Annotated in this window: 23 protein-coding genes and 2 tRNA genes; 13 read left to right on the top strand and 12 right to left on the bottom strand. The window is 73.3% G+C overall.

Annotated elements, in window-relative coordinates:
- Nucleotides 1–243 precede the first annotated feature (243 nt).
- Nucleotides 244–564 carry a DMT family transporter gene (locus ACFYL6_RS28000; RefSeq protein ID WP_387175708.1) on the top strand — a complete coding sequence of 107 codons (321 nt, stop codon included), beginning with the start codon at nt 244–246 and terminating at the stop codon, nt 562–564.
- 55 nt (nt 565–619) lie between these two features.
- Here the strand turns inward: ACFYL6_RS28000 and ACFYL6_RS27995 are convergent, their stop codons facing one another.
- Nucleotides 620–1,966, bottom strand: coding sequence for a cellulase family glycosylhydrolase (locus ACFYL6_RS27995; RefSeq protein WP_387175706.1), 1,347 nt, complete (start codon nt 1,964–1,966; stop codon nt 620–622).
- 374 nt (nt 1,967–2,340) lie between these two features.
- On the opposite strand from ACFYL6_RS27995, the gene ACFYL6_RS27990 reads away from it, so the two are divergent.
- From ACFYL6_RS27990 to ACFYL6_RS27980, 3 genes are read left to right on the top strand one after another with little or no spacing between them, the layout of a single operon-like run.
- Nucleotides 2,341–3,303, top strand: coding sequence for a TIGR03557 family F420-dependent LLM class oxidoreductase (locus tag ACFYL6_RS27990; RefSeq protein WP_387175704.1), 963 nt, complete (start codon nt 2,341–2,343; stop codon nt 3,301–3,303).
- Complete coding sequence (locus ACFYL6_RS27985) at nt 3,300–4,166, top strand: alpha/beta fold hydrolase (RefSeq protein WP_387175702.1); 867 nt, start codon at nt 3,300–3,302, stop codon at nt 4,164–4,166. Before ACFYL6_RS27990 ends, ACFYL6_RS27985 begins: the two co-directional genes overlap by 4 nt.
- Nucleotides 4,163–4,291 (top strand): hypothetical protein, encoded by a 129-nt coding sequence (locus ACFYL6_RS27980; RefSeq protein ID WP_387175897.1) that lies wholly within the window; start codon nt 4,163–4,165, stop codon nt 4,289–4,291. The genes ACFYL6_RS27985 and ACFYL6_RS27980 overlap by 4 nt, the downstream gene beginning before the upstream one ends.
- Before the next feature lie 12 nt (nt 4,292–4,303).
- Here ACFYL6_RS27980 and ACFYL6_RS27975 read toward each other — a convergent pair whose 3' ends face one another.
- The 6 genes from ACFYL6_RS27975 to ACFYL6_RS27950 form a co-directional block, all read right to left on the bottom strand.
- On the bottom strand, nt 4,304–5,113 hold the full coding sequence (locus tag ACFYL6_RS27975) for an endonuclease/exonuclease/phosphatase family protein (protein ID WP_387175700.1): 810 nt from the start codon (nt 5,111–5,113) through the stop codon (nt 4,304–4,306).
- 11 nt (nt 5,114–5,124) lie between these two features.
- Nucleotides 5,125–6,615 carry a phosphatase PAP2 family protein gene (locus ACFYL6_RS27970; RefSeq protein WP_387175698.1) on the bottom strand — a complete coding sequence of 497 codons (1,491 nt, stop codon included), beginning with the start codon at nt 6,613–6,615 and terminating at the stop codon, nt 5,125–5,127.
- Between the two features lie 69 nt (nt 6,616–6,684).
- Nucleotides 6,685–7,686: a YihY/virulence factor BrkB family protein gene (locus ACFYL6_RS27965; RefSeq protein WP_387175696.1), complete on the bottom strand. Its 1,002-nt coding sequence runs from the start codon at nt 7,684–7,686 to the stop codon at nt 6,685–6,687.
- Entirely contained in the window at nt 7,679–8,683 is a 1,005-nt protein-coding gene (locus ACFYL6_RS27960) for a diacylglycerol/lipid kinase family protein (RefSeq protein WP_387175694.1), read from the bottom strand. Before ACFYL6_RS27960 ends, ACFYL6_RS27965 begins: the two co-directional genes overlap by 8 nt.
- A 93-nt stretch (nt 8,684–8,776) precedes the next feature.
- Entirely contained in the window at nt 8,777–9,355 is a 579-nt protein-coding gene (locus tag ACFYL6_RS27955; RefSeq protein WP_387175887.1) for a Clp protease N-terminal domain-containing protein, read from the bottom strand.
- Entirely contained in the window at nt 9,355–9,591 is a 237-nt protein-coding gene (locus tag ACFYL6_RS27950) for an HTH domain-containing protein (protein ID WP_007457155.1), read from the bottom strand. Before ACFYL6_RS27950 ends, ACFYL6_RS27955 begins: the two co-directional genes overlap by 1 nt.
- 152 nt (nt 9,592–9,743) lie before the next feature.
- Between ACFYL6_RS27950 and ACFYL6_RS27945 the strand changes: the two genes are divergently transcribed.
- From ACFYL6_RS27945 to ACFYL6_RS27935, 3 genes are read left to right on the top strand one after another with little or no spacing between them, the layout of a single operon-like run.
- Nucleotides 9,744–10,604: a universal stress protein gene (locus ACFYL6_RS27945; RefSeq protein ID WP_387175692.1), complete on the top strand. Its 861-nt coding sequence runs from the start codon at nt 9,744–9,746 to the stop codon at nt 10,602–10,604.
- Nucleotides 10,605–10,664: 60 nt separating this feature from the next.
- Nucleotides 10,665–13,058 (top strand): phosphoketolase, encoded by a 2,394-nt coding sequence (locus ACFYL6_RS27940; RefSeq protein ID WP_387175885.1) that lies wholly within the window; start codon nt 10,665–10,667, stop codon nt 13,056–13,058.
- A gap of 11 nt (nt 13,059–13,069) precedes the next feature.
- Nucleotides 13,070–13,951, top strand: a complete 882-nt coding sequence (locus tag ACFYL6_RS27935; RefSeq protein WP_387175690.1) for a universal stress protein — start codon at nt 13,070–13,072, stop codon at nt 13,949–13,951.
- A gap of 24 nt (nt 13,952–13,975) precedes the next feature.
- On the opposite strand, the gene ACFYL6_RS27930 is transcribed toward ACFYL6_RS27935, so the two are convergent.
- Nucleotides 13,976–14,968 carry an NAD-dependent epimerase/dehydratase family protein gene (locus tag ACFYL6_RS27930; RefSeq protein WP_387175688.1) on the bottom strand — a complete coding sequence of 331 codons (993 nt, stop codon included), beginning with the start codon at nt 14,966–14,968 and terminating at the stop codon, nt 13,976–13,978.
- Nucleotides 14,969–15,209: 241 nt separating this feature from the next.
- Between ACFYL6_RS27930 and ACFYL6_RS27925 the strand changes: the two genes are divergently transcribed.
- From ACFYL6_RS27925 to ACFYL6_RS27910, 4 genes are read left to right on the top strand one after another with little or no spacing between them, the layout of a single operon-like run.
- Nucleotides 15,210–16,142, top strand: coding sequence for an ABC transporter ATP-binding protein (locus ACFYL6_RS27925; protein ID WP_387175686.1), 933 nt, complete (start codon nt 15,210–15,212; stop codon nt 16,140–16,142).
- A complete protein-coding gene (locus ACFYL6_RS27920; RefSeq protein ID WP_387175684.1) occupies nt 16,139–16,861 on the top strand; it encodes an ABC transporter ATP-binding protein in 723 nt (240 codons plus the stop codon). Before ACFYL6_RS27925 ends, ACFYL6_RS27920 begins: the two co-directional genes overlap by 4 nt.
- A 7-nt stretch (nt 16,862–16,868) precedes the next feature.
- Nucleotides 16,869–20,036, top strand: a complete 3,168-nt coding sequence (locus tag ACFYL6_RS27915) for an FtsX-like permease family protein (protein ID WP_387175682.1) — start codon at nt 16,869–16,871, stop codon at nt 20,034–20,036.
- On the top strand, nt 20,033–22,786 hold the full coding sequence (locus tag ACFYL6_RS27910; protein WP_387175680.1) for an FtsX-like permease family protein: 2,754 nt from the start codon (nt 20,033–20,035) through the stop codon (nt 22,784–22,786). The genes ACFYL6_RS27915 and ACFYL6_RS27910 overlap by 4 nt, the downstream gene beginning before the upstream one ends.
- Nucleotides 22,787–22,872: 86 nt before the next feature.
- Here ACFYL6_RS27910 and ACFYL6_RS27905 read toward each other — a convergent pair.
- Both ACFYL6_RS27905 and ACFYL6_RS27900 read right to left on the bottom strand, forming a co-directional pair.
- Nucleotides 22,873–22,947: transfer RNA gene (locus ACFYL6_RS27905), tRNA-Val, on the bottom strand.
- A 26-nt stretch (nt 22,948–22,973) separates the two neighbouring features.
- Nucleotides 22,974–23,046, bottom strand: a tRNA-Gly gene (locus tag ACFYL6_RS27900).
- Nucleotides 23,047–23,193: 147 nt separating this feature from the next.
- Here ACFYL6_RS27900 and ACFYL6_RS27895 point away from each other — a divergent pair.
- Nucleotides 23,194–23,436: a DUF6458 family protein gene (locus tag ACFYL6_RS27895; protein WP_091400768.1), complete on the top strand. Its 243-nt coding sequence runs from the start codon at nt 23,194–23,196 to the stop codon at nt 23,434–23,436.
- Nucleotides 23,437–23,634: 198 nt separating this feature from the next.
- Here ACFYL6_RS27895 and ACFYL6_RS27890 read toward each other — a convergent pair whose 3' ends face one another.
- On the bottom strand, nt 23,635–24,591 hold the full coding sequence (locus ACFYL6_RS27890; protein ID WP_387175677.1) for an NADP-dependent oxidoreductase: 957 nt from the start codon (nt 24,589–24,591) through the stop codon (nt 23,635–23,637).
- A gap of 45 nt (nt 24,592–24,636) precedes the next feature.
- A complete protein-coding gene (locus tag ACFYL6_RS27885; RefSeq protein WP_387175675.1) occupies nt 24,637–25,218 on the bottom strand; it encodes a TetR/AcrR family transcriptional regulator in 582 nt (193 codons plus the stop codon).
- A 117-nt stretch (nt 25,219–25,335) separates the two neighbouring features.
- Here ACFYL6_RS27885 and ACFYL6_RS27880 point away from each other — a divergent pair, with 117 nt between their 5' ends.
- A complete protein-coding gene (locus tag ACFYL6_RS27880; protein WP_387175673.1) occupies nt 25,336–26,070 on the top strand; it encodes a GNAT family N-acetyltransferase in 735 nt (244 codons plus the stop codon).
- Nucleotides 26,071–26,226: the final 156 nt, after the last annotated feature.

Below are 26,226 nucleotides of genomic sequence, written 5' to 3'. Positions count from 1 at the left end.
ACCCGCCACAGCTGGCAATCTCGGACAGTTTCCGTTAGCGCGGAACGGAAAGTGTCCAAGATCTACCCTGCCAACCCCCTCCCCGCCCCTACCGGGGGCGCCAGCGCGAGGAGTCGGCGGCGCGGCCCGGGGCGACGCGGCCCGACGCCCACGAAGCGGCCCGACGCGCACGGATCGTGGACGTTGCCGGCGTTAGCCTGGGGCGGCGACGGGCTCATCGACCACGACGGACCGAGGGGACGCATGGCGTACGTGCTGCTGGGGATCGCCATCCTCGCCGAGGTGCTGGCGACCAGCCTGATCAAGAGCACGGCCGGGTTCAGCCGCCTCTGGCCGACGGTGGCATGCCTCGGCGGTTACGCGTTGGCTTTCCTCCTACTGGCGCAGGCCGTCAAGGAGATCCCGGTGGGTGTGGCGTACGCCCTCTGGTCGGGTCTGGGCACCGCGGCCATCGTGGCGATCGGGGCGGTGTTCCTGGGTGAGTCGGTGGGGCTCGCCAAACTCACCGGCATCGCGCTGATCATCGTCGGAGTGGTCATCGTGAACCTGACCGGAGAGCACTGACCAGATCGGGTTCCGGTGGCCGGGTCCGACGCGGACCCGACCACCGGTCCTACGGTCAGCTCGCCGTGCAGCTCACCGCCGGCAGACTGTTGGTGCCGGTCCAACTGCCGAGGAAGCCGAAGGTGGCACTGGCCCCTGCGGCCAGCCGTCCGTTGTGGTCCGCGTTGCGGGCGGTCACCGTGGTTCCGCTGCTGGTGAGGGCCACATTCCAGGACTGGGTGACCCGCTGGCCGTTGGCGAAGGTCCACCCTGCGGTCCAGCCGGTGATCGCCCTCGCGCCGGCGGTCACCCGTACCTCACCCTGGAAGCCGCCCTGCCACTGGTTGGTCACCGTGTACGTCGCGGTGCAACCACCGGTCGGCGGGGGCGTCGTCGGCGGTGGCGTCGTCGGGGGTGGCGTCGTCGGCGGTGGGGTGCCGCCGAAGACGGTGGCCTCGCGGGCGGTCTGCCGGATGCCGTTGGCGCCGTTGAAGAGGCGCTGACCCCAGTCGGTCAGGCTCGCCGGGTTGAAGTTGGTGGCCAGGTCGAGGTACTCGACGCCGCCGCCGTTGCCGCTCCACGACCAGCCCAGCCAACCGATGCCGTTGGCCTGGCTGTACGCGAGGATGGCGTCCTCGTCCGGATTACCGTCGGAGTGGTTGAAGCCGAACTCACCGACCACGATGGGCAGGCCCGCCGAGCGGAATCGGCCCAGATAGTCGCTGATCTCCGCGGCGGTGTCGAACACCCCGTACATGTGGATGGAGAACACGGTGTTGCGGGCCGGGTCGGCGGCGAAGACCGACGCGGCGTTGTCGCGCATGGTGAACGACCAGTCCTGCCCCCAGTTCGGGGCGTCCACCATGATCGTGTGGGTCAGCCCGCCGGCCCGCAGGCGCTTGATCGCGTTGGCGTTGTCGGTGGCCCACGAGGCGTAGTTCTGGTTGCCGTACGGCTCGTTGCCGATGTTGACGATGACGTACCTCTCCTGGCCGGCGAGGACGTCGGCGAGGCTGAGCCAGTAGTCGACGGCGCGGTCGAGGGTGATCGCGCCGCTCTGCTCGCCGTACCCGGTGGTGTCGTGCACCTCCAGCACGCAGATCAGCCGGTTGGCCTTGCAGAGCGAGATGACGTTGGCGACGTCGGCATTGGTGTTGCGGGTCCACCGGTCGCCGCTGGAGAGCACCACCCGCACGGTGTTCGCGCCGAGCGCCTTGACGTCGGCGAACGAGCTGGTCTGCTGCGGGTACCAGGTGTGCGCGTGGTTGACGCCGCGCATGATGAATTCGGCGCCGTTGGCGTCGTACAACTTGCCGCCGGCGACGGAGAAGCCGGCCGCGGCGTGCGCCGGCTGGCCGAACGCCAGCACGGTGACGAGCAACGCGAGCAGTGTCGCGCCGGCGGCGGAGAGTCGAGTCTTCATGGCCTTCCTCAGGGAGGACCCCCGGCGCCCGACCGGGGTGGGGATGTGACAGGGAAGGCGGCTGCAGCCCGGCAGCCGCGCCCGGCTCCCGGCGCACGCATCAGCGTAGGACGATGGATTCGCCTTCGCAACCGGTTCAGTTGACGGGCCCGCAGCCCGGACAGCCGCAACGGCCCACGCGGACGCGGGCCGTCACGGGGCGGTCATCCCCACCACAGGATGTGCGCCACACCCGGCTCTTAACCGGTTAAGAGCGACGGTAGGCAGGTGGCCGCGATCCGTCAAGCACCGCGACAGCCGAACCGGACGAGAGGGTTGACCGCCGTGCACCGGGGTATCCCGGGAACGATCCGTCAGTGAGAGGGGATACCAGGATGGTCAGCGTCGGCTACACCCTGATGAGCGAGCAGGCCGGGCCCAAGCAGCTGGTGGACCACGCGGTACGGGCCGAGGCGGCTGGCTTCGACCAACTGGTGGTGTCCGACCACTACTACCCCTGGCTGGAGTCTCAGGGCCACTCCCCGTACGCCTGGTCGGTGCTCGGCGCGGTCGCCCACGCCACCTCCCGCGCGGAGCTGATGTCCTTCGTGACCTGCCCGATCCGCCGTTACCACCCGGCCGTGGTCGCGCAGAAGGCCAGCACCATCGGGGCGCTCTCGGACGGCCGTTTCACGCTCGGCCTGGGCGCCGGGGAGAACCTGAACGAGCACGTGGTCGGCGGCTGGCCGCACGTCCAGCAGCGGCACGAGATGTTCGAGGAGGCGTTGCAGATCATCCGGCCGTTGCTGAACGGGGAGACTCTGACCTTCTCCGGCAACCACTTCGACGTGCCCGACGCCTACATCTGGGACCGCCCGGAACGCCCGGTGCCGATGGCCGTCGCCGCGTCCGGTCGGCAGTCCGCGACGCTGGCCGCCGAGTACGGCAACGGCCTCATCTCCACCGAACCCGACCGGCACATCATCGAGATGTACGACGACGCCGGAGGCGCCGGCCAGCCGCGTTACGGCCAGGTGGCCATCTGCTACGGCCCCGACGAGGCGGAGTGCCGCAAGATCGTGCACGACCAGTTCCGCTGGTTCGGGATGGGTTGGAAGGTCAACGCCGACCTGCCCGGCCCGGAGTCCTTCGCCGCCGCCACCCAGTTCGTCCGGGAGGAGGACGTCGCCGAGGGCGTCTCCTGCGGTCCGGATGTGGACGCGCACGTCGAGGCGTTCCGCAAGTTCGTCGACGCCGGCTTCACCCACGTGGCGATCATCCAGGTCGGCGGGGAGACCCAACCGATGTTCCTGGACTGGGCGCAGGAGCAGTTGCTCCCGCGGTTGCGTGACCTGTGAACCGAGCCGTGACCCCTCGGCCGCCCGGCCGCACCGCCGTCGGCCGGTTCGGGCCGGCCGAGCTGCGGCTCGCCATGGCCGCGCCCCGACCGGCCGGCGGACTGAGCAGCGAGTGGCGGGTCGTCGACGGGCTGCCCACCCACACCCGCCGCAGCGCCGACCCGGGGACCGGGGCGCCACCCGTGGTGCTGGTACACGGCCTGGCGGTCTCGCACCGCTACCTCACCCCGCTGGCCGTCGCGCTCGCCGCCACCAACCCGGTGTACGTGCCGGACCTGCCCGGCTTCGGGCTGTCCGAACACCCCCGGGGCGCGTACGACGTACGCCGGCACGCCGACCACCTGGCCGCCTGGCTGGCCGCGTACCAATTGCCGCCGGTCTGCCTGCTGGGGCACTCGTTCGGCGCGGAGGTGGCCGCGGCGCTCGCCGCGACCCACCCCGACGCGGTACGCGCGCTGGTGTTGGCCGGACCGACGAGTGACCCGGCGGCCCGGTCCCGACGAGGCCAGTTCGGTCGTTGGCTGGTGGACACCCTGCGTGAGGCGCCGCTCCAAGCGCCGATCCTGGTGCGGGACGTCTGGAACGCCCGGCCCTGGCGGGTGCTCGCGACGCTGTCGCACTCGGTGCGGAACGCGATAGAGGCGGACCTCGTCCGCGTCAGCGCGCCGACTGTCGTCGTGACCGGTGATCGCGACCCGGTCGTGCCGCAACGGTGGCGGGACGAGGCGGCGCGGCTGGTGCCGGAGGCGGCCCTGGTGGTCGTGCCCGGTGCCGCGCACAACGTGGTCACGACCGCCCCGACAGCCGTCGCGGACGCGATCCGGCACCTGCTCGCCCCTCATCCCGTACTCACGGACAGGTGAACGTCATGCGCTTCGGCAACACGGAGATCCGCCCGCTCGGTGGGGGCCTCGGCTGCCTCCTGATGATCCTCTTCTCGATCCTGGCCTCGGTGGTGCTGACCGTCCTGCTGAATCTGGTGCTCTGAGCCCCGCACGCCTCACCCGGGAGACAACTCCAGCGTGGCGAGCAGCGGGTAGTGGTCCGAGGCCGTGGCCGCCGCGCCGTCGCGGATCACCCGACAGTCGTGCGTCCGCTGCGCCACCGCGGTGCTGCCGAGCAGGTAGTCCAGCCGCATCCCGGCGAACTCGGCCCCGCCCAGTCCGGTGGGCACAGTGTGACCGGCGGCCTCCGGTGCGTCGGCGTTGCCCGACGGCCAGAGGTCGACGAGGCCGGCGGCGAGCAGCCGGGCAATCGCGCGGGTGTCCACAGCGCCACCGGAGCGGCGCAGGTGCCGCCGCCGGTAGAGGGCCGGCATCCCGGCCAGGCGGGCGGTGTGGTCGACGGTCGGATCGAGCGAGTTGAGGTCACCGGTGACCAGCGTCAGCGGCCCCTGGTGGCGGCGCATCGCGGCGACCAGCCAGTCGACCTCCATCCGCCGCCGGCCCCCGGAGTACGGGTAGAGGTGGGTGCCGAGCACGGTGAACGGGCCGGCGGACGTGGCCACCACGACGCGGGCGGCGGCGTGGTGGAACGGGCGGCGCACCGCCCCCGCGTCGACGATCCGGTACGGCGGGCGGACCAGCACCGCCACCGGCTGCCCGAAGCAGGACCGGGCCAGGTGGGGGATCATCCCCACCCGACCCGCCACGGTGGCCATCAGGCCGTCCCGGTCGAAGCCGCGCAGCTCCTGCAGGGCCAGCACGTCCGGTGCCTGCTCGTCGACGACCTGGACCACCTGGTCCAGCCGGTCGGAGCCGCCGCGATCCCGGCCGCCGGTGCGGATGTTCCAGGTCATCACCCGCAACACGACGGCGGCGCCTAGTCGGCTCGGCCGGCCCGCGCCAGCTCGTCGTCGAGGGTGTCCACGTCCTCCGACTCGATGGCCGGTTGGTTACCTTCCTTCAGGTCCTCGTTCGGACGGATCACCAGGTAGAGCAACCCGATCCAGAGCGCGGAGAGCAGGATCGCGCCCATGAAGTCGGTCGGGTGGTGCATCCCCCGGTACATCCGGGAGGTGGCCACCCCGACCGGCATGAGCACGGCCAGCGCCACGAAGACCCAACGCCACCACCGGTCGGTACGCGGGAACACGATGAGGGTGATCGCCAGCCAGACGCAGATGGTGGCCGCGATGTGCCCGGACGGGAACGACGAGGTGGGCATCTGCCCGTCCAGGTTCTCCACCGGCGGACGCGGCCGGTCGACCGCGCGGGCCGACGCGAGGAAGAGGGTCAGCTCACCCACCATCGCCAGCGCCACGAAGAGCACCGGACGCCAGCGCCGCCACACCGCCAGCACCAGCGGGCAGAACACCAGCGAGATCAGCAGGATGGCATGGGTGTCACCGAACTTGCTCCACCACCAGCTGACGTCGGTCAGCACCTCGGTGTGCCGCTCGGCGAACCACCGCGGCACCTCCGTGTCGAGGGTGTCGAAGAAGGTGCCCTTGGCGTGGTAGCTGACGTACGTGCCGAAGCCGTACAGCGCGCCGAACACGATCACCCAGCCGACCAGCAGCTCGGCCACCGCCGAGCGGGGGTGGGCCAACACGTGTTCCTCGGCCGGGGCGGGGGCGATGTCGTGCCCCGCCTCCGGTTCCAGGCCCTCGGTCAGCGGCGGCACCGGCCGACCGCGCTCCCGCCGCCACAGTCGGAAGGCGTACGCGGTGACGCCCAGCCAGGCGGCCCCGAGCAGCCAGGCGGCCAGCACGTCGGAGACGAAGTGCACGCCCAGCGCGATCCGGGTCAGCCCGACCAGCGCCACCAGCACACCGACCCCGACGATGGCCGGCTTGCGCCAGCGGGGCGCCATCGCCGGCAGGAACACCAGCAGCAGCGCTCCGTACGCGACGAACGAGCCGAGCGCGTGCCCGCTCGGGAAGCTGTTGCCGGGCGCGCTGGCGATCGGCACGTCCACGACCGGACGGAGCCGGCCGACAAGCGTCTTCAGAGACGGGTCGAGGATCAGACCGCCGACCCCCGTGATGATCAGGTAGACGGCGAGGCGGGCCTGCCGTCGGATCAGCAGCCCGACCACGGCGATGGTGACCAGCCAGATGAGGATCGGCCGGCCGCCCAGGTCCGTCACCGCCTGGAGCACCGTGACCAGTGCGTGGTGCGGGGCGACGAGCCCGTTGAACCACTCGGCGAGCGCGTGGTCGGCATCCTGCAGAGGGCTCCACTGCACCCGGACGAGCAACAACAGCAGCCCGAAGGCCACCCCGGCACCGGTGACGGCCACCAGACCGGCAATGCTCCGTTCGGCGAAATGACCGATCGGACGGCGCGCCACCTCTTTGACCGCGGTCACCCCGCACCTCCCTTGTCTGTCTGGCGAGGCGCTTTACCCGATCCGCGTCCGTCGTACACGCCGGTGCCGCTAGAGCGCCGACATGTCCCCGGTGTCGTACAGCTCGGCGCGGTCCGGGTCGGGCTCCCACAGGTCCGGTTGGGCGGGCTCCTGCACACCGATGCGCAGCGCCTCCAGTTGGGCGGCGAAGGCCAGCCCACCGAAGAGCGCCATCCCGGTCAGGTTGGCCCAGAGCAGCAGCGCCATCATCCCGGTGAGGGCGCCGTAGGTCTGCCCGAAACCGTCACTGAACCGCACGTACGCGGCGAGCAACAGGCTGGCCAGCCACCACAGCGCGGTGGCGATGCCGGCGCCGAACAACAGCCAGGACAGGCCGGGCTGGTTGCGCCGCGGCGCGTGTCGGAACAGCACGGCGACGGCGACGACGGTCAGCGCGAGGCTCAGCGGGAAGCGGATCACGTCCCAGATGCCGTTGGCGAGCGCGCCCCACTCGTAGTGTTCGCGGACCGAGTCGCCCATCGCGCCGCCGCCGACCAGGATCAGGAAGCCGGCGAGCGCGGGCAGGCCCGCGGTGACGGCCAGGACGGCGGCACGCAGGTACTTCCGCAGCGCCGGGCGGTCCCGTTCGACGCCGTAGATGCGGTTGGCGCCCCGCTCGATCTGGGCCATCGTGGTGGTGAGCGCGACCAGGCCGGTGAGCAGACCGAGGGTGAGTGCCAGCTCTCCCGCGTCCTCGACGCGTTCGCCCTCCCCGAGCAGCTCGCCGACCATCTGCGCGCTCTGGCCGGGGGTGAGCGCCAGGACGGTGTCGGCGACCACCTGGCCGCCCTCCTCGACGCCCAGCTCGCTGATCAGGCCGGTGAGGGCGATCAGGAACGGCACCACGGCGAGGCAGAGTTGCAGCGCGAAGGCCCGGGAGTGGCTGAACCCGTCGCCGTAGCGGAACCGGATGAACGCGTCCCGCAGCAGGTGCCAGCCGCCCTGCCGGCGCAGGGTGTGCCAAGCGTCGTCGGCGGACAGCTCGTCGTCGGCCATCATCCGGGTCTCGGGAACGATCCGGGTGCTACTCACGGTGCGCGTCCTCGATCAGCTGCTCGCCCCGCTCCCCGGCGCCCTGCGCGTCGACGGCCAGGTCGGGGGCGTCCTCGGGCTGGGGGACGCAGAGCCAGAGCGCCTGGGGGCGGATCTCGGCCCGCAACTGCCGGCCCGGGGAGATCAGGTCGCCGTCCAACTCGCGTGGCTGCGCCCGGTTGCTGCTGACCACCACCCGCCGGCCCCGGAACACCTCCAACTGCGGCACCCGGCCGCTGCGGCGGACCACCGCCCAGCCGAGCGCGAGCCAGTGCCGCAGGTTGCGCGGGGTGAGCACGGCGACGTCGAGCCAGCCGTCGTCCGGCTCGGCCTCGGTCAGCAGGGTCACGCCGCCCTGTAGCCGGCCGACGTTGGCGATCAGGACCGAACGGGCCCGGCGGCGCAGCGGCGGCCGGTCGTCGATGCGGATCTGCACCCGCATCGGCCGGTCCCGGAGGTGACGGGCGGCACCCACCACGTACGCAGGCCAGCCGATGCGGGCCTTGGTGGTCTCGTTCGTGGCTTCGAGCATCTGGGCGTCGAAGCCCATGCCGGCCATCACGGTGAAGTACTTGTCCTCGACAGCGCCGACGTCGAGCAGCCGTCGGCCGCGTTCGACAGCGACCTGCAACCCGGCGGCCAGGTCGGTGGAGAGGCCCAGGTTGGCGGCGAGCAGGTTGCCGGTGCCCTGCGGCAGCACGGCGAGGGCCACGTCGGTGCCGACCAACCCGCTGACGCAGGACATCACGGTGCCGTCGCCCCCGCAGGCGAAGACCAGGTCGACGCCGGCCTTGACGGCCTGCTCGGTCTGACCGCGACCCGGGTCGTCGACTGTCGTCTCGTACCACTGCGGCGCGGGCCAACCGGCCGCGGTCAGGGCGTCGTCGACGGTACGACGCAACTCGTCGAGATCGTCGACCTTGACCGGGTTGACCACCACGGCGGAGCGCAACCCGCCGTCGCCGCCTGAGGGCCGCCTGTCCTGTCCAGCATCCACGGCGCAAGTGTGCAGCACCGGGACAGCTTCAGCGACCCGGCGAACAGCGCGCGTCGGAAGTGCCACAGACAGGTTTCAGGACGAGCCTCCCCGTCACGCCGCCGCGCGCAGTGCGAGCTCCACCCGTCGGCGTAGGTCGTCGAGGTCGATGCCGGACTCGGTGAGCACCAGCGCGCCCAGCCCGTTTCCCTCCCGGAGCACTCCGAGCAGGATGTGCTCGGTGCCGATGTGGCGGTGGCGCAGGCGCAGGGCCTCCCGCAGGGACAGCTCCAGCGCCTTCTTCGAGCGGGGCGAGAACGGGCCGCCGAGGTACCGCTTACGCCCCCAGCGGCGGCGCGGCGCCGGCACCGCCTGCCGGAGCGCGTCCGGGCCGAAGGACTGTTCGATGCGGGCGACGATCGCGGCCAGGTCGATGCCGATCTCCCGCAGGGCCGCCGCGTCCGCGTCGCCGAGGCCGGCGCCGCCGCTGGCGGTGTGTCGACGGACGCGTTCGCGCAGGTCGTCGGCGCGTACTCCGGCGTCGGCGAGCACCCGGCTGGCCAGCCCGGCCTCGTCGGCGAGCAGGGCGAGCAGCAGGTGCTCGGTGCCGACCGGCCGCTGGCCCTCGGCCCGCGCCTCCTCCAGCGCCCGTCGCACCACGTCGCGCGCACGGTCGGTGAACCGTTCGAACATCACGCCTCCCAGGATGAGTTGACCGCCGGTCGCCCGGCGTGCTTCTTGTGCACGGCCTGCCGGCTGACCTCGAGCGCGTCGGCGATCTCCTGCCAGGACCAGCCCTGTCGTCGGGCGTTGTCCACCTGGACCACCTCGAGCCGCTCGAGGAGCCGGCGAAGCGCGCGGACGGCGCGCAGCCCGACCCGGGGGTCGGTGCTGCCGGCTGCCGCCGCGAGTTCTGTCGCCTGACTCATGCCGTCAACATACGTTGACAGCACCTCCGATGTCAACCCTGGTTGACGGGAGGCGTCCGCAGCCGATCCGACCCGCCACCGTGCTCATCCGACTACCCTCGGTCAGGGACAGCTTGGTCGTGCCGGGCGCGACGCCCGGGAGGTGATATCGGATGGCCGCAGCCGCCGACGCAGCGGTGCTCGTCGGCCTCGGGTCGGAACTCGACCTCCCGGTCGTCGAACAGGCCGCGCAGGAAGCCGCCGGACACGGCCGGCCACTGCACCTGCTGCACACCTTCGACTGGCACGCGGCCTTCGCCGCGGACACCGTCGCCGCACCCCGCGACCAGGCCGAGAATCTGATCACCCGGGCCGCCCACCTAGCCCACCAGACCGAGCCGGGGCTGACCGTCCGCGGCGAGATCGTCGAGAGCTCCATGCTGCCCACCCTCATCCGCCGCTCGGAGACGGCCTTCCTGCTGGCGGTCGGCGACAGCGGAATGGCGGGCAGCGGCCAGAGCGTCCCGGCCGAGACGCCTGCCGTGCAGTTGGCCGCACGGGCCGGCTGCCCGCTGCTGGTGGTCCGCCGTGAGCCGCCGCCGCAGGGCCCGGTGCTGGTGGGCGTGGACGGCTCACCCAGCTCACACCTCGCTCTCCAGTGGGCCGTGAAGTGCGCGGCCGGCAGAGGCGCCCGACTGCTGGCGCTGCGCGTGGTGGAGTACGACGAGGACACCGACGCGGTCGCCGAGCAACTCGGCGAGGCGCTGGACCGGCACGCCGACCGCCACGGCGCGGTGCCGACCGAATCCCGCGTGGTACGCGGTGACCCCGCCCAGGTGCTGATCGACACGTCCCGCAACACGCAGGTGGCGCTGGTCGCCGCCCGTGGCGACGAACCGGGCCGGGCCATGCTGGGCGCGGTCGCCCAGTCCCTGCTCTACCACTCCCCGGCCCCGGTGGTCGTCGTCCGTGGCCTGGCCGAGGCGCCGCTGACCGGTCCCGGCGCCCGCCCGGCGCGGGACCAACGGCCCTGACCCCGGGGCGTCCGCAGCGGCCAGGCCGACGCCCCACTCCTACCCGCGAGAGGCAGCATGATGGACACCGCTCTCGACGTGCACGGCGCCCTCACCGACGACGAACTGCGCCGGCTGGACGCCTACTGGCGCGCCGCGAACTACCTCACCGTCGGGCAGATCTACCTGCTGGACAATCCGCTGCTGCGGGAACCGCTCACCCCCGACGACATCAAGCCCCGACTGCTCGGGCACTGGGGCACCAGCCCCGGCCTCAACCTGATCTACGCCCACCTCAACCGGGTGATCGTGGCGCGCGACCTCAACGCCATGCTGGTCACCGGCCCCGGCCACGGCGGCCCGGCCATCGTGGCCAACACCTGGCTGGAGGGCACCTGGTCGGAGCGCTACCACGACGTCGCGCGCGACGAGGCCGGGATGTCCCGGCTCTTCCGCCAGTTCTCCTTCCCCGGCGGCATCCCCAGCCATGTCGCGGCGGACGTGCCGGGTTCGATCCACGAGGGCGGCGAGCTGGGGTACGCGTTGAGCCACGCCTACGGCGCCGCCTTCGACCACCCGGACCTGGTGGTGGCCTGCGTGATCGGCGACGGCGAGGCGGAGACCGGGCCGCTGGCCGGCAGTTGGCTCTCCGACGTGTTCCTCAACCCGGCGCGCGACGGCGCGGTGCTGCCCATCCTGCACCTCAACGGCTACAAGATCGCCAACCCGACCGTGCTGGCCCGGATCCCCGAGACCGACCTGCTCGACCTGCTACGCGGATCGGGCTACCAGCCGTACGTGGTGGCCGGCGACGAGCCCGCCCAGGTGCACCGGACCCTCGCGGCGACGCTGGACCGCGTGCTGGACGAGATCGCCGAGATCCAGCGGCGGGCCCGCTCCGGAGGCGTCGTCGAACGCCCCCGCTGGCCGATGATCATTCTGCGGACGCCGAAGGGCTGGACCGGCCCGCGTGAGGTCGACGGCACCCAGGTGGAGGGCACCTACCGGGCCCACCAGGTGCCGCTGTCGGGCGTACGCGACAACCCGGCGCACCGGGCCGAACTGGAGCACTGGCTGCGCAGCTACCGGCCGGAGGAGCTGTTCGACGCGACCGGCGCGCCGGTGGACGAGCTGCTGACGCTGCCGCCGCGCGGTGACCGGCGGATGAGCGCCAACCCGGTCACCAACGGCGGCGTGGTGCTGCGCGACCTGACCCTGCCGGACTTCCGCGACTACGGGGTGGAGGTTCCCGAACCGGGTACGCCGATCGCTGGCGCGACCGGGGTGCTCGGCCCGTGGATCCGCGACGTCATCAGCGCCAACCCGGAGACGTTCCGGCTGTTCGGCCCGGACGAGGTCGCGTCCAACCGGCTGGGTGCCGCGTTCGAGGTGACCGACCGGGTCTGGGTGGCCGCCACCGTCCCCGGCGACGACCACCTCTCCCCCGACGGGCGGGTCATGGAGGTGCTCTCCGAGCACCTGTGCCAGGGCTGGCTGGAGGGCTACCTGCTGACCGGCCGGCACGGCGTGTTCACCAGCTACGAGGCGTTCATCCACATCGTCGACTCGATGCTCAACCAGCACGCCAAGTGGCTGAAGGTGACCCGGGCCATCCCCTGGCGGCAACCGATCGCCTCGCTGAACTACCTGCTGTCCAGCCACGTCTGGCGTCAGGACCACAACGGCTTCTCCCACCAGGACCCGGGCTTCATCGACCACGTCGTGAACAAGAAGGCAGAGGTGGTGCGGGTCTATCTCCCGCCGGACGCGAACACGCTGCTCGCCACGATGGACCACTGCCTGCGCAGCCGGCACTACATCAACGTGGTGGTGGCCGGTAAGCAGGCGGCGCCGAACTGGCTGACGATGACCGAGGCGATCCAGCACACCCGGCGTGGCCTGGGCATCTGGGAGTGGGCCAGCAACGACGGCGGCACCGAGCCGGACGTGGTGCTGGCCTGCTGCGGAGACGTGCCCACCCTGGAGACGCTGGCCGCCGTCGAGCTGCTGCGCCAGAACCTCCCGCAGTTGAGGGTGCGCCTGGTCAACGTGGTCGACCTGATGCGACTCCAGCCGGACACCGAGCACCCACACGGCCTGACCGACAACGAGTTCGACACCATCTTCACCAAGGACCGGCAGGTCATCTTCGCGTACCACGGTTATCCGTGGCTGATCCACCGACTCACCTACCGCCGTACGAACCACGAGAACCTGCACGTGCGCGGTTACAAGGAGGAGGGCACCACCACCACCCCGTTCGACATGGTGATGCTCAACGACCTGGACCGCTTCCACCTGGTCATCGACGTCATCGACCGGGTGCCCGGCCTGGCCGCCAGCGCCGCGCACCTGCGCCAACGGATGGTCGACGCCCGGCAGGCGGCCCGCGACTACACCCGCCAGTACGGCGAGGACGACCCCCAGGTCGCCGAGTGGCGCTGGATCCGCGAAACCGACCCGACCACCCCCTGAAGGAGAACGACGTGCGCGACGCGGAGATCCTGGTCGGCTACGACGGCTCCACCGACGCCTCGGTGGCCCTGAACTGGGCCGTGGAGGAGGCGCGGCACAGCGGCCAGCCGGTGCGGCTGGCGTACGTCTTCGAATGGCTGACCGTGGCCAGTTGGGTCGGCCCGGGCGTGGCCCCCGGCGTGTGGCCCGACGACACCGCCCGCCGGCAGGTCGACGACCTGGTCCGCAAGGCCGCGGCGGACGCCGCCGCGGCCAACCCGGGGCTGCACATCACCGGCGAGGTGTACGACGGGCCGCCCGCGCTGGTGTTGCAGGAACGCTCGACCGAGGCCGGGCTGCTGGTGCTCGGCAGCCGGGGCCACGGCGGGTTCGGGGGCCTGCTGGCCGGGTCGACGGCGGTATCGGTTGCCGCGCACGCCCACTGCCCGGTCGTGGTGGTCCGGGACGGGGCCGGCAGCGGCGCGAACGACACGTCGGAGGGTGCCGACCGGGTCGGGCCGAGCCGCCCGGTGGCGGTCGGGGTGGACGGCTCGGAACCCTCGCTGGTGGCGCTCGGCTTCGCCGCCGAACGGGCGGCGCAGCGGCAGCTACCGGTGCGCGTGCTGCACGCCTGGACACCGGGCCCGGGCGGGGCGGCCGGGGTGCCCGACGAGCGGGCCGCCGTGGAGCAGGCGCTGGAGCCGTGGCGACGGACGTTCCCCGGGCTGGCGGTGACCGTCGACCTGGTGTCGACCAGCCCGGCCGCGATGCTGATCGAGGCGAGTCGGGACGCGCGGCTGGTAGTGGTCGGCAGTCGGGGCCGGGGTGGGCTCGCCGGCATGCTGCTCGGCTCGGTCAGCCAACAGGTCATCCAACACGCCAACAGCCCCGTCGCGGTGGTCCGGGAACGCTGACCACCGCCGTGCGGCGCGACCGGGTCAGGGGGCGAGCAGCGCGGCCTCGCGGGCCGGGTCCAACCCGATCGAGCCGCGATCCGGCCGCCCGGCGCGCGGCGGAACCGCGCCGACATCACGCAGCCAGCGCCAGGTGTCGTCGACGGTCTCGGTCACCGGCCGGCAGGTCAACCCGGCGGCGAGAGCACGGGTGACGTCCCGCTCCAGCAACCCCCGGTACGGGTGGCCGCGCGGCAACCAGATCGGCAGGTCGCTCCAGGGCTGCACACCGGCGGCGAGGATCGACGCCGGATCGGTCCAGCGCAGCCGGGCGTCGGCGCCGGTGGCGGCCACGCACGCGTCGAGCAGCTCACCCATCGTGGTCTGCCCGGGACGACCCACCGCGTTGAACGTGCCGCCAAGCCGCCGGGCGCCCGCGTCGAGCATCCACCCCGCCAGGTCGCGGACGTCGACGTACTGCACCGGCAGATCCGCCGGCCCGGGGGCGAGCACGTCGCCGCCCCGTTCCATCCGCCGCAGCCACCAGGGGAGCCGGCCGATGTCCTCCCCCGGGCCCAGGATCAGACCGGCACGGGCGATGAGCGCGCGCTGGCCGTACACCTCCCGCACGGCACGCTCGGCGCCGGCCTTGAGCTGCGAGTAGTCTCCGTCGACGGAGTCCGCGTCGGCCTCCACCACCGGGGAGTCCTCGTGCAGTCCGGGGGTGGCCGGATCGGTGTAGACCGACCCGCTGGACACGTACACATAGTGGTTTACCGCGTCGGCCAGGACGCGGGCGGCGGCACGGGCCGCCCGCGGCGCACCGTCCCAGGTGTCCACCGCGACGTCCCACTCGCCGCCGGCCAGCGCCGCCAGGCCGTCGGGCGCGGTGCGGTCACCCCGCAACCGGTGTACGCCGGACGGCACCGCGCCGTGCAGCCCCCGGTTGAACACCGTCACCGACCAGCCGCGGCGCACCGCCTCGGTGACCGTGGCCCCGCCCACGAAGCCCGTACCGCCCAGCACCAGCAGTCTCATGTGCTGCACCCTGCCGGCCCGGACCGGCGGAGGACACCCCTGTTCACCGGCAGCGAATCTGCCCGTGGCAGAACCCGGGGTCCGGTGGTGGGGAGACTCCGCTCGGGTCGTTCACCGGCGGGCCTCGCCCAGCATGCAGGAAAGCCGCCCAGGGCATGGTCAACGGAGCCGCCGGTTGCGAAACTGCTTCAGCCTGCGTCAGCGCGGGCAACCGAGGCGCACGAACGGGACGGAGCAGGGAATGCCCAGCACACCGCTGTCCCTGCCGCAGCCACCCGCGCGGGCGCCCGAGTTCGGCCGGGACGCGCTCATCGTCTGCGAGAACCTGGTGCGGATCTACCAGACCGGTTCGATCGAGGTGCAGGCACTGCAGGGACTGGACCTGGCCGTGGAGAGCGGTGAGCTGGTCGCCGTCGTCGGTGCCTCCGGGTCGGGCAAGTCGACGCTGCTCTCCATCCTGGCCGGCATCGACGCCCCCACCGCCGGGCGGGTCCGGGTCGACAGGTGGAATCTGCTGGCGATGTCTCGCGCGGACCGGGTGGACTACCGGCGGCACACCGTCGGGTTCGTCCGGCAGCAGACGGCGAGCAACCTGATCCCCTACCTGACCGCACGGGAGATGGTGGACCTGCCGATGACCGCGGCCCGCACCGCGAAGCCTGAGCGCCGGGAGCGCACGGCCGAACTGCTGGACAGCCTCGGTGTCGCCGACTGCGCCGATCGGCGCCCCGGGCAACTCTCCGGCGGGCAGCAGATGCGGGTCGCGATCGCGGTGGCGCTGGCCAACCAGCCGCGGGTCCTGCTCGCGGACGAACCGACCGGCGAGCTGGACGCCGCCACGTCCGCGGAGGTCTTCGGCGTGCTGCGGGACGTGAACCGGCGGTACGGCGTCACGGTTGTCGTGGTGACCCACGATCCGGAGGTCAGCGGCCAGGTCGAACGGACCGTCGCGATCCGGGACGGGCGCACCAGCAGCGAGGTGCTGCGCCGCACCACCACCGACGCGGAGGGCGACACGCACATGACCGCCGAGGAGTACGCCGTGATGGACCGGGCCGGGCGGGTCCAGGTGCCCCGCGAGTTCCGCCAGGCGCTGGCGCTGACCCGACGGGTCCGGCTGGCCCTGGAACCCGACCACATCACGATCCGCCCCGACTCGGGAAGCGACGAATGAGCGGCGAGCCGCTGCTCAGCGTGCGCGGCGTACACCGGCGCTTCCGCACCGGGCCGACAGTCGTACACGCCCTGCGCGGCGTGTCGTTCGACGTGGCCGCCGGTTCGATGGTGGCGCTCGTCGGCCGGTCCGGCTCGGGCAAGACCACCCTGCTCAACGTCATCGGCGGCCTGGACCGCCCGGACGCCGGCACCGTGCACGTCGACGGCACCGACGTCACCGCGCTCGACGAGGACGGCCTGTCCCGGCTGCGGCGCGAGAAGGTGTCGTACGTCTTCCAGAGCTTCGGGTTGATCCCGGTGCTGTCGGCCGCGGAGAACGTCGCGGCCCCGCTGCGGATGGCCCGCGTCGCCCCGACCGAGCGCGAGCGACGGGTCGAGTTGCTGCTGGAGCTGATCGGCCTGGCCGACCACGCCCGGCAGCGGCCTGCCGAGCTGTCCGGGGGCCAGCAGCAGCGGGTGGCGATCGCCCGCGCGCTGGCCGCCTCGCCCCAGCTTCTGCTCGCCGACGAGCCCACCGGGCAACTGGACGCCGAGACAGGCCTGTCGGTGATGGCCCTGCTGCGCGGGATAGTGGAATCCGAAGGCGTCACCGTAGTGGTGTCGACGCACGACGCGGTGATGATGGCCCTGGCCGACCGGGTGATCCGCATCCACGACGGGCACCTCGACGAACAGGCGGTCGGGCAGCCGTACGCGCCCGTGCCGGACGCCGGGTGACGCGACGATGAGGCTGGTCAGCCTGCGCGCCCGCGCGCAGTGGCCGTTGCTGGCAGCCCTCCTCGGGGTCGTCACGATCGGCGCGACCCTGCTGGGTACCTGCGCCCTGCTGGTCACCCGCACCGCCGAGCGGGCACTGGAGGTCGCCATGGCCCGCGCCGCCCCCGCCGCCGTCGACGTGACCGTCTACACCGGCACCGTCGAGGGCCGGGACACGTCGTCCGTCGCCGCCGACACCCGTACCGTGGTGGCCTCCACGCTCGCACCGTTTCCGGTGACGACAACCGCGCGGGCGTCGACAGTGCTGCGGGCGCTGCCGCCGGCGCTCGCCAAGGGCACCACCGTCCCCGCCCAGGCGTACCTGTCCGGGATGGACGACCTGCCGGCCCGAGGCGAGCTGGTCACCGGGCGCTGGCCACAGCACCCCGGCGACGCGGTGCTGCTGGAGTCCACCGCACAACAGCTCGGCCTCACCCCCGGTCGCCGGGTACGCCTCGGCGCCGAGCTGGCCCACGCGCCCGTCCCGGCCATCGACGTGACAGTCGTCGGCGTGGTACGCCCGCTGCCGGGGCGCGGCTGGGACCGCGACCCGCTGGCCGCGGCCGGCTCCGCCACCGGCTACCGGGACGGCCGCTTCCAGCAGCCCGTCAACGCCTACGGCCCGTTCCTCGTCGACCTCGCCGACCTGGTCACCACCGGTGCCACCGTCGACCGGATGGAGGTCACCGCCCATCCGGACCTGTCCCACCCCACCCGCCACGACCTGGAGACCGTGGCCGGGGCCGTCCGCGGTGCCGACCGCCGGCTGGAGGGCAGCTTCGGCGACCGCGTCCAGCTCGCACGTGTCGCCTCCGAACTGCCGCTGACCCTGCGGGCCGCCGACGACCAACGGCACGTCACCGCAGCCGTCGTACTCGCCATCGCCGTCCTCGGCGGTGTCCTGGCCGCGACGGCGCTCGTCCTCGCCGGCCGGCTGACCACGGGCATCCGTGCCGACGAGACCGCCCTGCGGTCCGCCCTGGGTGCCAGCCGTCGCCAACTCGCCACCACCGCGACACTCGAGGCCGGTCTCGTCGCCGCCGTCGCCGCCGCGCTCGCGATACCGGCCTCGTCCGCCCTGCACGCCGGCCTGACCCACCTGCCGCCGCTGGACGGCGCCGGCCTGACCGTCCGGCCGGCCGTCGCCGGCACCCAGGTCCTCGCGGTCGTCGGCGGCGCGCTGGTGCTCGCCGCCGTCCTCACCGTCCTGGCGATCCGGCCCGTCCCGGCGGCCGGCGACCAGCGCACCCGCCGCGAACTGCTGGCCCGATCCGGCGCCGACCTGATGCTCGCGGTGTTCGCCGCCGCCGGATGGTGGCAGCTGTACGCGCAGCCCACCGCCGCCAGCCCACGCGCCGACGCGGTCCGCGTGCTCGCGCCGGCGCTGCTGCTCACCGCAGGCGCCGCCCTGGCTCTCCGGGTGGTACTGCCCGCCCTCCGCGGCGCCGACCGGCTGGCGTACCGCGCCCGCGGGCTGGCGCTTCCGCTGGCGGTCTCCGAGGCCGCCCGCCGGCCACAGGCGGTAGCCGCCGGGCTGCTCGTCGGCCTGGCCTGCGCGGCCGGAACCTTCGGCCTCGCCTTCGACAACACGTGGCACCAGTCGCAGCGCGACCAGGCCGCGCTCTCCGTCGGCACCGACCTGGCGCTCACGCTCAGCACGGCGCCGGTGGCCGGAGAGGGCGCGGTCGTCAGCGCGGCCACCGCGGGGGCCGTGAGTCCGGTCCTCGACCGTGGCACCGCCGTCGGTCAGTGGCTCGGCGGCGCCGGCGATGCGCCGCGCCTGGTCGCCGTCGACACCACCCGCGCCGACGCGCTGCTGCGCGGGCGGCTGGACGGCGACCGCGGATGGGCCGACGTGGGCGCCGCGCTGGCGCCACGCACCCGGGTCACCGGCCTCGCCGTTCCGGCCGGCGCCCCGCTCGTCCTGACCGGGACCGCCGCCGGTGACACCCCGCTCGCCGTGACGCCCCGGCTGCTGCTTCAGGAGGACGCCACCGGCCTCCGCACGTCCTGCACCGGTCCCGCCGTGCCGCTCGACGGTCGGGAGTTTCGGCTGCCCGCCTGTGCGACGGCTGACGGGCTGCGTCTCGTCGCGGTCGCCCTGCCGGTCACCGCCGACGCGGTCGGCGGACCCGTCGCCGTGGCCGTGACACTCACCGTGCCGCCCGCCGTGTCGGCGGAGAGGTCCACCGACGGATCGGACTGGACCGCCACGTCCGCGCCGCCGGTTCCGAGCAGATTGAGCGACCCGACCGTCGTGGTGTCCGCCACGCCGACGGCAACCACGCTGCGGATGGCCGCGACCGTCGACCTCGGCGGCGCCGACGACGCCGCCCGGACCCTCGTCGCCTCCGCCTTCCCGGACCCCGGCCCGGTGCCCGTCGCCGTCTCCGCCCGCTTCGCCAGCGAGGTCGGTGTCGGAAGCGGCAGCCAGCTCAGCGTCACGGTCGGCATCACGCCCGTCCCGGTCGTCGTCACCGAGGTCGTGCCGACCGTACCGTCCGCCCCCGGCGCCGTCGCCGTCCTGGCCGACCTGGACACGCTGTCCCGCGCACGCGCCGTCACCGGCGACCTGACGTTCCCGGTCGACGCCTGGTGGGTCGGCCACCCAGCCGGTCCCGGTGCCGCCGACCGGGCCACCGCCCTGCACCTGGGCACCGTCGCGACCCGCGCGGCGGAGACCGCCCGTCTCACCGACGGCCCGCTGAGCGCCGGGCTGCCGGCCGCGCTGCGGCTCATCGTCCCGGCCGCGGTCCTGCTGTTGCTCGCCGGCGTCGTCCTGCACGTCACCTGTGACCTACAGGTCCGCGCCGTCGAGGTGACGCGGCTGCGCGGCCTGGGGATGTCCCGGCGCGACATCCGGGCCGTGCTGCTCGGCCAGCACGCCGGCGTTCTGCTGCCCCTGCTCGCGGCGGGCGCGGCCGTCGGCGCCCTCGCCACCCACGTCGTCGCTCCCCTGCTCGTACGCTCCGACACCGGCGCCGCGCCCGTCCCGGCCACCCAGCCACACTGGCCGTGGCCGGCCGAGGCCGCACTGCTCGCCGTACTGCTGGCCGGATGCATGCTGGCGGTCGCCATTGTGGTCACCGTCCAGGTCCGCCGGGCCGCCGCCGCGCACCTGCGGGTCACGCCGTGAACCGGTGGCTGGCCCGCCGGTGGCCGGCGCCGCACTGGCCCAGCATCCGCGGCCGGGGCCGTACCGACGCCGGGCCACTGCTGCTCACCGCCACCGTCATCGCGGCCGTCGCGCTGCTCGCCGGGGCCGCGCCCGCGCTGCTCCGCGCCGCCGCCGACACCGCCGTCCAGGACACGGTCCGCCGCGCCGGCCAGGACTCCAACGTCCTCGTACACGCCAACTTCGAACGCGACGACGGGCCGACCGGCGGGCGGGTCCGGATGCCCAGCCTCGCCGAGGCCGTCGACAACTTCCGCGCCCGGGCGACGGACGCGCTCGGGCCCGGCCTGGACGCCGCGCTGCTCCCGCCCGTCGCCGCTGTCAGCGGCCCGATCCTCACCATCACCGCCGGCAGCGTGCCGCGTACCTTCCAGTTCACCTACCTGGCCGGTGACCACGGCGGCCCGGACGTGACCTGGATCGCCGGCAGCGCTCCCGGCGCGGCCGTCTCCGACGAGTACGTCGAGATCCCCTACGACGGACGGCCCTGGCCCGTGCAGGTCGGCCTCTCCGAGGCGGACGCCGCCGCACTCAACCTCGGCCCCGGCGATCGAATCCCGGTCGGGGACGGCCAGGGTCGCGACAGGGACATCCGGATCAGTGGGATCTACCGACCCACGGACAACGCCAACCCGGCTTGGCGACTCGCCCCGGCGCTCCTGCGCCCCGTGCCCGGCGCCGACGGCGTGGGGACCACCCGGTTCGGCGGTCTGCTGTCGCGCGAGTCGTTACCGGACGCCCGGCTCGCCGTCGACGAGGACGAACTGCGGCGCACCGTCCACTTCGCCCCGGACCCCGAAGCGCTCACCGGGAACGCCACCGCGGCGCTCGCCAGCCAGGTGGTCAGGCTCAAGGCGGCCTCCGGATCGTCAAGTGACCGCGGCGAATCCCTGAAGTGGGAGTCGCTGCTCGACACCGTCCTGCGCGACGCCCGGGCCCGCAACAGTGCCGCTTCCGCCCAGGCCGCCGTCCTGCTCGCCGGGGTGCTGACCGCCACGGTACTGGTCCTGCTGCTCGCCGCCGACCTGCTGGTCCGCCGCCGTACCCCGGCGTTGAGCGCGGCCCGGCAGCGTGGGGCGGGGCTACCCGACCTCGCAGCGGAACTGACCATCGAGTCCACAGTGGTGTCCCTGACGGCCGCCGCCGTCGGGCTCGCGCTCGCCCGCGCGGCCGCTCCGGGCGTCTCCTGGACCTGGGCCGTCCCCGTGGTCCTGGCCGGTGCCGTCGCCGGGCCGGCGTTCGGCACCCTCACCGCCGCCCGCGCCAGCCGCGACCGGCGCCAACCCGCCAACCCGGCCGCTCGGCGCTGGACCCGGGCCACCGGCCACCTGCGCCGCGCCGCCGTGGAGGCCGCTGTCCTGATCGCCGCGGTCGCCGCCTTCGTCACACTGCACCAGCGCGGGCTCCTGCCGGTCGCCTCCGACGGCGACACCGGTGAGCTGACCGGCGACCTGATCCTGCCGGTCAGCGCCCTCGCCCTGGGCGCGCTCGTCGGCGCGCTCGTCCTGCTCCGGCTGCTGCCCCTCGGGGCGCGGCTCGCGCTCCGACAGGCCCTGCGCTCGCGCCGCCCGCTGGCCGTGTTCAGTGCCGCCCAGGCGGCCACGACGGCCGGGCGCGCGCTGCCGCTGCTGGTTCTGGTCAGCACCACGGCGCTCGCGTCGTTCGCAGTCATCCTCGGCGCCACCGTCACCCGGGGTCTGGCCGACGGCGCGTGGAGCACCGTCGGCGCCGACGCCCGCCTCGACGTCGGCACCGACGCCGAGGCCGCCACGCCCGCACTCGCCGAACGCATCGCCGCCGCACCCGGGGTGGGGCAGGTCGTCGTCGCGCAGGTGACCGACTCGGCACGCGTCTTCAGCGAGTCGACACTGCTCACCCCACGCCTGGTCATCGTGGACGCCGCCGCGTTCCAGCGGCTGCTGGCCACCACTCCGCTGCCCGACGCGCCGGCGCTGGCCCGGCTCACGGCACCCGGTCCCGGGGACGTCCCAGCGCTGGTCCGATCGAGCGGCGGCGACCTGCGGACCGGCACGCGGTTGCAGCTCCCCCGGGACGGCGCCCCGGCGATCCGTCTCGCCGCGGTCGGTACCGCTCCCTCCGTCGGCGGCGCCACCGACGTCGTCATCGTGGACGCCGCGGCCCTCGCCGACGCCGGCCTGCCCGCCGTTCCGAACACCGTCTGGGTGACCGGCCCCGGCGCGGCGCGGGCCGTGTCGAACACCGGCGTCGCCGCCGACGTCGTGCTGCGCGCGGACGTCCTGCGGGCGCAGCGAGTGGCTCCGCTGACCGCGGGGCTACTACGGCTGGCGTGGACGGCCGCCGCGGTGCTGCTGGCGCTGGGGTTGCTCGGTTCCACGCTCGCCGCCGCCGCCGGTGCGTCGCAGCGGTGGCAGACCCTGACCCGGCTGCGGACTCTCGGCCTGCGGCCACGCGACGCCCGCTGGGTCGCCGCCGGAGAGCTGCTGCCGCCGGTCGTGGTCGCCGCGGTGTGCGGCCCGCCACTCGGGGCCCTGCTCGCCCGCCTGACGCTCGGCCCGCTCGACCTGCGGCTGCTCACCGGCCAAGCCGCCGACCCGGCGGCGGTCCTGCCGTGGTGGCTGCTGGGCCTGGTGAGCGTGGCGCTGCTGGCGGCGGTCGCCACGGTCGTACCCGTCGAGTCGGCGCTGCGGCGACGCGACCGGCTGAGCGAGGTACTCCGCGCCGGCGAGTAACCGATGCTCTGCCAGTGCGGAAGCAGAAACGCCGAGACCCGTTACCGGAGATCCGGTAACGGGTCATCTGATCTGGCTCGTATAGCTGGTGGGCGATACTGGGTTTGAACCAGTGACCTCTTCCGTGTCAGGGAAGCGCGCTCCCACTGCGCCAATCGCCCGTGGTGGCCCCGTGGGGCACATCGCGAGCGGACGACGGGATTCGAACCCGCGACCCTCACCTTGGCAAGGTGATGCGCTACCAGCTGCGCTACGTCCGCACGTCCCCGGCAAGCGCCGGCGACAGGTGAACTCTACCCGATGCCAAGATCGCTTGGCAGGGCACCCTGGCCGGTCGCGGTTGCGCTGGTCCCCGCCTGGGTACTGAGGTGCTCGACAGCGCACCACACCCCCTTAAGGAGGCTGTCGTGGGTATCGGCACCAGCATCTTCCTGATCGCGCTCGGCGCGATCCTCACCTTCGCACTGGACGCGAGCGTCGGCGGCATCAACCTCGACGTGGTCGGCTGGATCCTGATGGGCGCCGGCGTGCTCGGCCTGATCATGACCACGCTGATCTGGGGTCGCCGCCGCCAGGTCGTCACCACCACCGAGCAGCCGGTGGAGTACCGCCAGGTCGAGGAGCGGCGGGACATCGCACCGCCGCTGTGACCGACCACCTCGATCGCTGGCGGAGCCGCCAGGCCACCGTGATTCCGGGCCGGCCGCCGCGCTGTGGGCGGCCGGCCCGTCGCATCCGGTGACCTCGCGCCGCAGCAGATGCCGGACAGGCGTCGCGGCCGGTGTGGTCGCCACTCTCGACCTGGATGCGGCGCACCCGTGCATGCTCCGGTGGTGCCGCCGGCGGAATCAGAACTCGATGACCAACCGGCCGCGAACCCCTCCGGCCTCCAGGAGCTGATGCGCCCGGGCCGCCTCCTCCGGCGGGAACCGGCCGGCGACCCGCAGGGTCAGCGCACCCTCCTCGGCGAGTCGCCGAAGCAGGTCGAGTTTGTCGCGGCGCCCGTCGTACTCGTGCACGTACGCGGACACCATGTCGATCCTCCGCTGGTCGGCCTGCGCCCGCAGCACCGGATCGGGCCCGCCGCGCAGCAGCGCGACGGCACCACCCGCGCGCACCGCGGGCAGCAACGCGCCGCCGAGCAACGCGGCGTCGACGGCGCCGTCCACCCCGTCCGGGGCGTGCTTCCGGAAGCGGTCGGCGACATCCGGACCTCGGGTCACCGTCACGTCGGCGCCGAGCGCGGTCAGCAGTTCGACGTCGTCGGGCGCCGCGTCGGCCAACACCCGGTGCCCGGCGGACTTGGCGAGCTGGACCGCGTACCCGCCGACGGCGCCGGCCGCTCCGGTCACCGCGAGGGTGCTGCCCGACGGCAGCCGCAACTGGTCCAGGGCGTGCAGTGCGGTCAACCCGTTCAACGGCAGGGTGGCCGCTTCGGCGGGTGACACGCCCGCCGGCGCGAGCGCCACCCAGGTCTCCGGGAGCACGACCCACTCGGCGTACCCACCGCCGGCCGCCCGGGTCGGATTGATCATGGCCATCACCGGGTCACCCGGGGCGAGAGCACCACTGGTCCCGGAGCCCACCTCGTCGATGGTGCCGGCGATGTCCTGACCGGGCAGCAGCGGGGCGCCGCCGCGCAGCCGCACCGGCGTCATACCGGCCCGGATCAACGTGTCCGCGGGGTTGACCGCCGCGGCGCGTACCCGGATGCGGACCTCGCCGGGACCGGCGTGCGGCGTCGGAAGCTCGACCACCCGCAGCACCTCGGGCCCGCCGTAGCGCAGCAGTCCGACCGCTCTCATGCTCGACTCCTCATTGGGGTGACCGGCCGACTACCTGTCCGGCGGTCAGTCCAGGCAGGTGAGCGCGACCTCGGCGTACCGCGTCAGCGCCGCCCGGTCCGGGTTGATGGCGCCCATCACCCGCAGACCCTGGAGGCTGGTCACCAGGAAGCCGGCCAGGTCGGTGGCGCTGCGGTCGCTGGTGATCTGACCCCGCAACTGCGCCTCGGCGAGCAGGTCGTAGAGCGCCAACTCCAGGGACTGGGTGGTGGAACGGAGCCGCTCGGCGACCCGCACGTCCTGGTGCGCCCGTTCCATCGACGCCCCGACGATCAGGCAGGCGAGGTGCCGGCCGTCGCCGGTGATGTCGTCCACCGCGCTGATGAACACCTCACGGATGACCGCTCGCGCGTCGTTGCCCGAGCGCAGCAGATCGACCATCGGTATGGCGTAGCGCTGCCGGTACAGGTCGAGCACCGCCAGGTAGAGGCCGTCCTTGCTGCCGAAGGCGGCGTAGATCGAGCCGCTGCCCAGGCCGGTCGCCTCGGAGAGGTCCCGCATGGAGGTGCCCTCGTAGCCCTTGCTCCGGAACACGTCCATGGCAGCGTCGACCGCGGCGTCGAGGTCGAACTCACGGGTACGGGCCATGGCTGAACGCTACCCGCTATCTGGAACGATCGACAAAGTACCGCCGGTCACAGCTGCCGCACCGAGCCGTTTCCGCTGGCTGGGAGGGGTTTCGGCAGCCGCGTTACGATCCAGATCATGGAGCCTCTCGACACGGTGCTGGCCGCGCACCGGGCGTACCTGCTCGGTTGGAACATCGGCGTCTCCGGGGGTCCGGACCTGCCGACCTACCGCAGTGACGTGCCGCACGCGCCCCTCAACGGCGTACTGCGGGTGGCCGGGCGCACCCCACAGGACGCGCTCGCCGAGGCCCGGAGGCGCCTGCACGGCGTACCCCGGATCTGGTGGGTTGGCCCGGACAGCGACGCCGGCACCGCGGACGGCCTGGTCTCCCTCGGCGCGGTGGAGGTCGCCCGCATGCCGATCATGGCGGTGGGGATGGGCGAGGTGGCCGATGTTCCGACTCCCGCCGACGTACGGATCGCCGAGACCACCGACCTCGCCGCCTTCGTCCCGGCCTACGCCCGGGTGTCCGGAATCCCGGCGGACGGCGTGGCCGCGACGATCGAACGGGAGAAGGCGTTCACCGGCGACGGCACGGTGCTCCGGCTGGCGGGTCGCCTCGCCGACGGCCAGGTCGTCGCGACGGCCGTCGCCTGGATCAGCCACGGTCTGGTCACCCTCTACTTCGTCGGCACCCAGCCGGAGCAGCGCCGCAGGGGCATCGGCGCGGCCATGACCAGGGCGGCACTCGATCTGGCAGGTGAGCGGGGTGCCCGCACCGCCGCCCTCACCTCGTCGGCCGTCGGCGAGTCGGTCTACCGCAACCTCGGTTTCCGGCCGGTGGGCGAATTCCGCTTGTTGACCTTCTAGAGGCGAGCGCGCGGCCCGGCCGCGTCTGTGCCGGCGGGCACGGCAGCCGACCGGAAACCATTGACTACGGGGTGCAGACAGCGTTGTCTTTTACTGGCTCCTGGGGAGGTACGACAGTGATCGACGATGTGTCCCTCGTCTTCTGCGTGACCGCCG

It is taken from the genome of Micromonospora sp. NPDC007208 (genome assembly GCF_042869175.1).
GTDB classification, from domain to species: domain Bacteria; phylum Actinomycetota; class Actinomycetes; order Mycobacteriales; family Micromonosporaceae; genus Micromonospora; species Micromonospora foliorum.
Note: the sequence above shows the minus strand (reverse complement) of the source record. Positions and strands in the feature narration are given on the sequence as shown.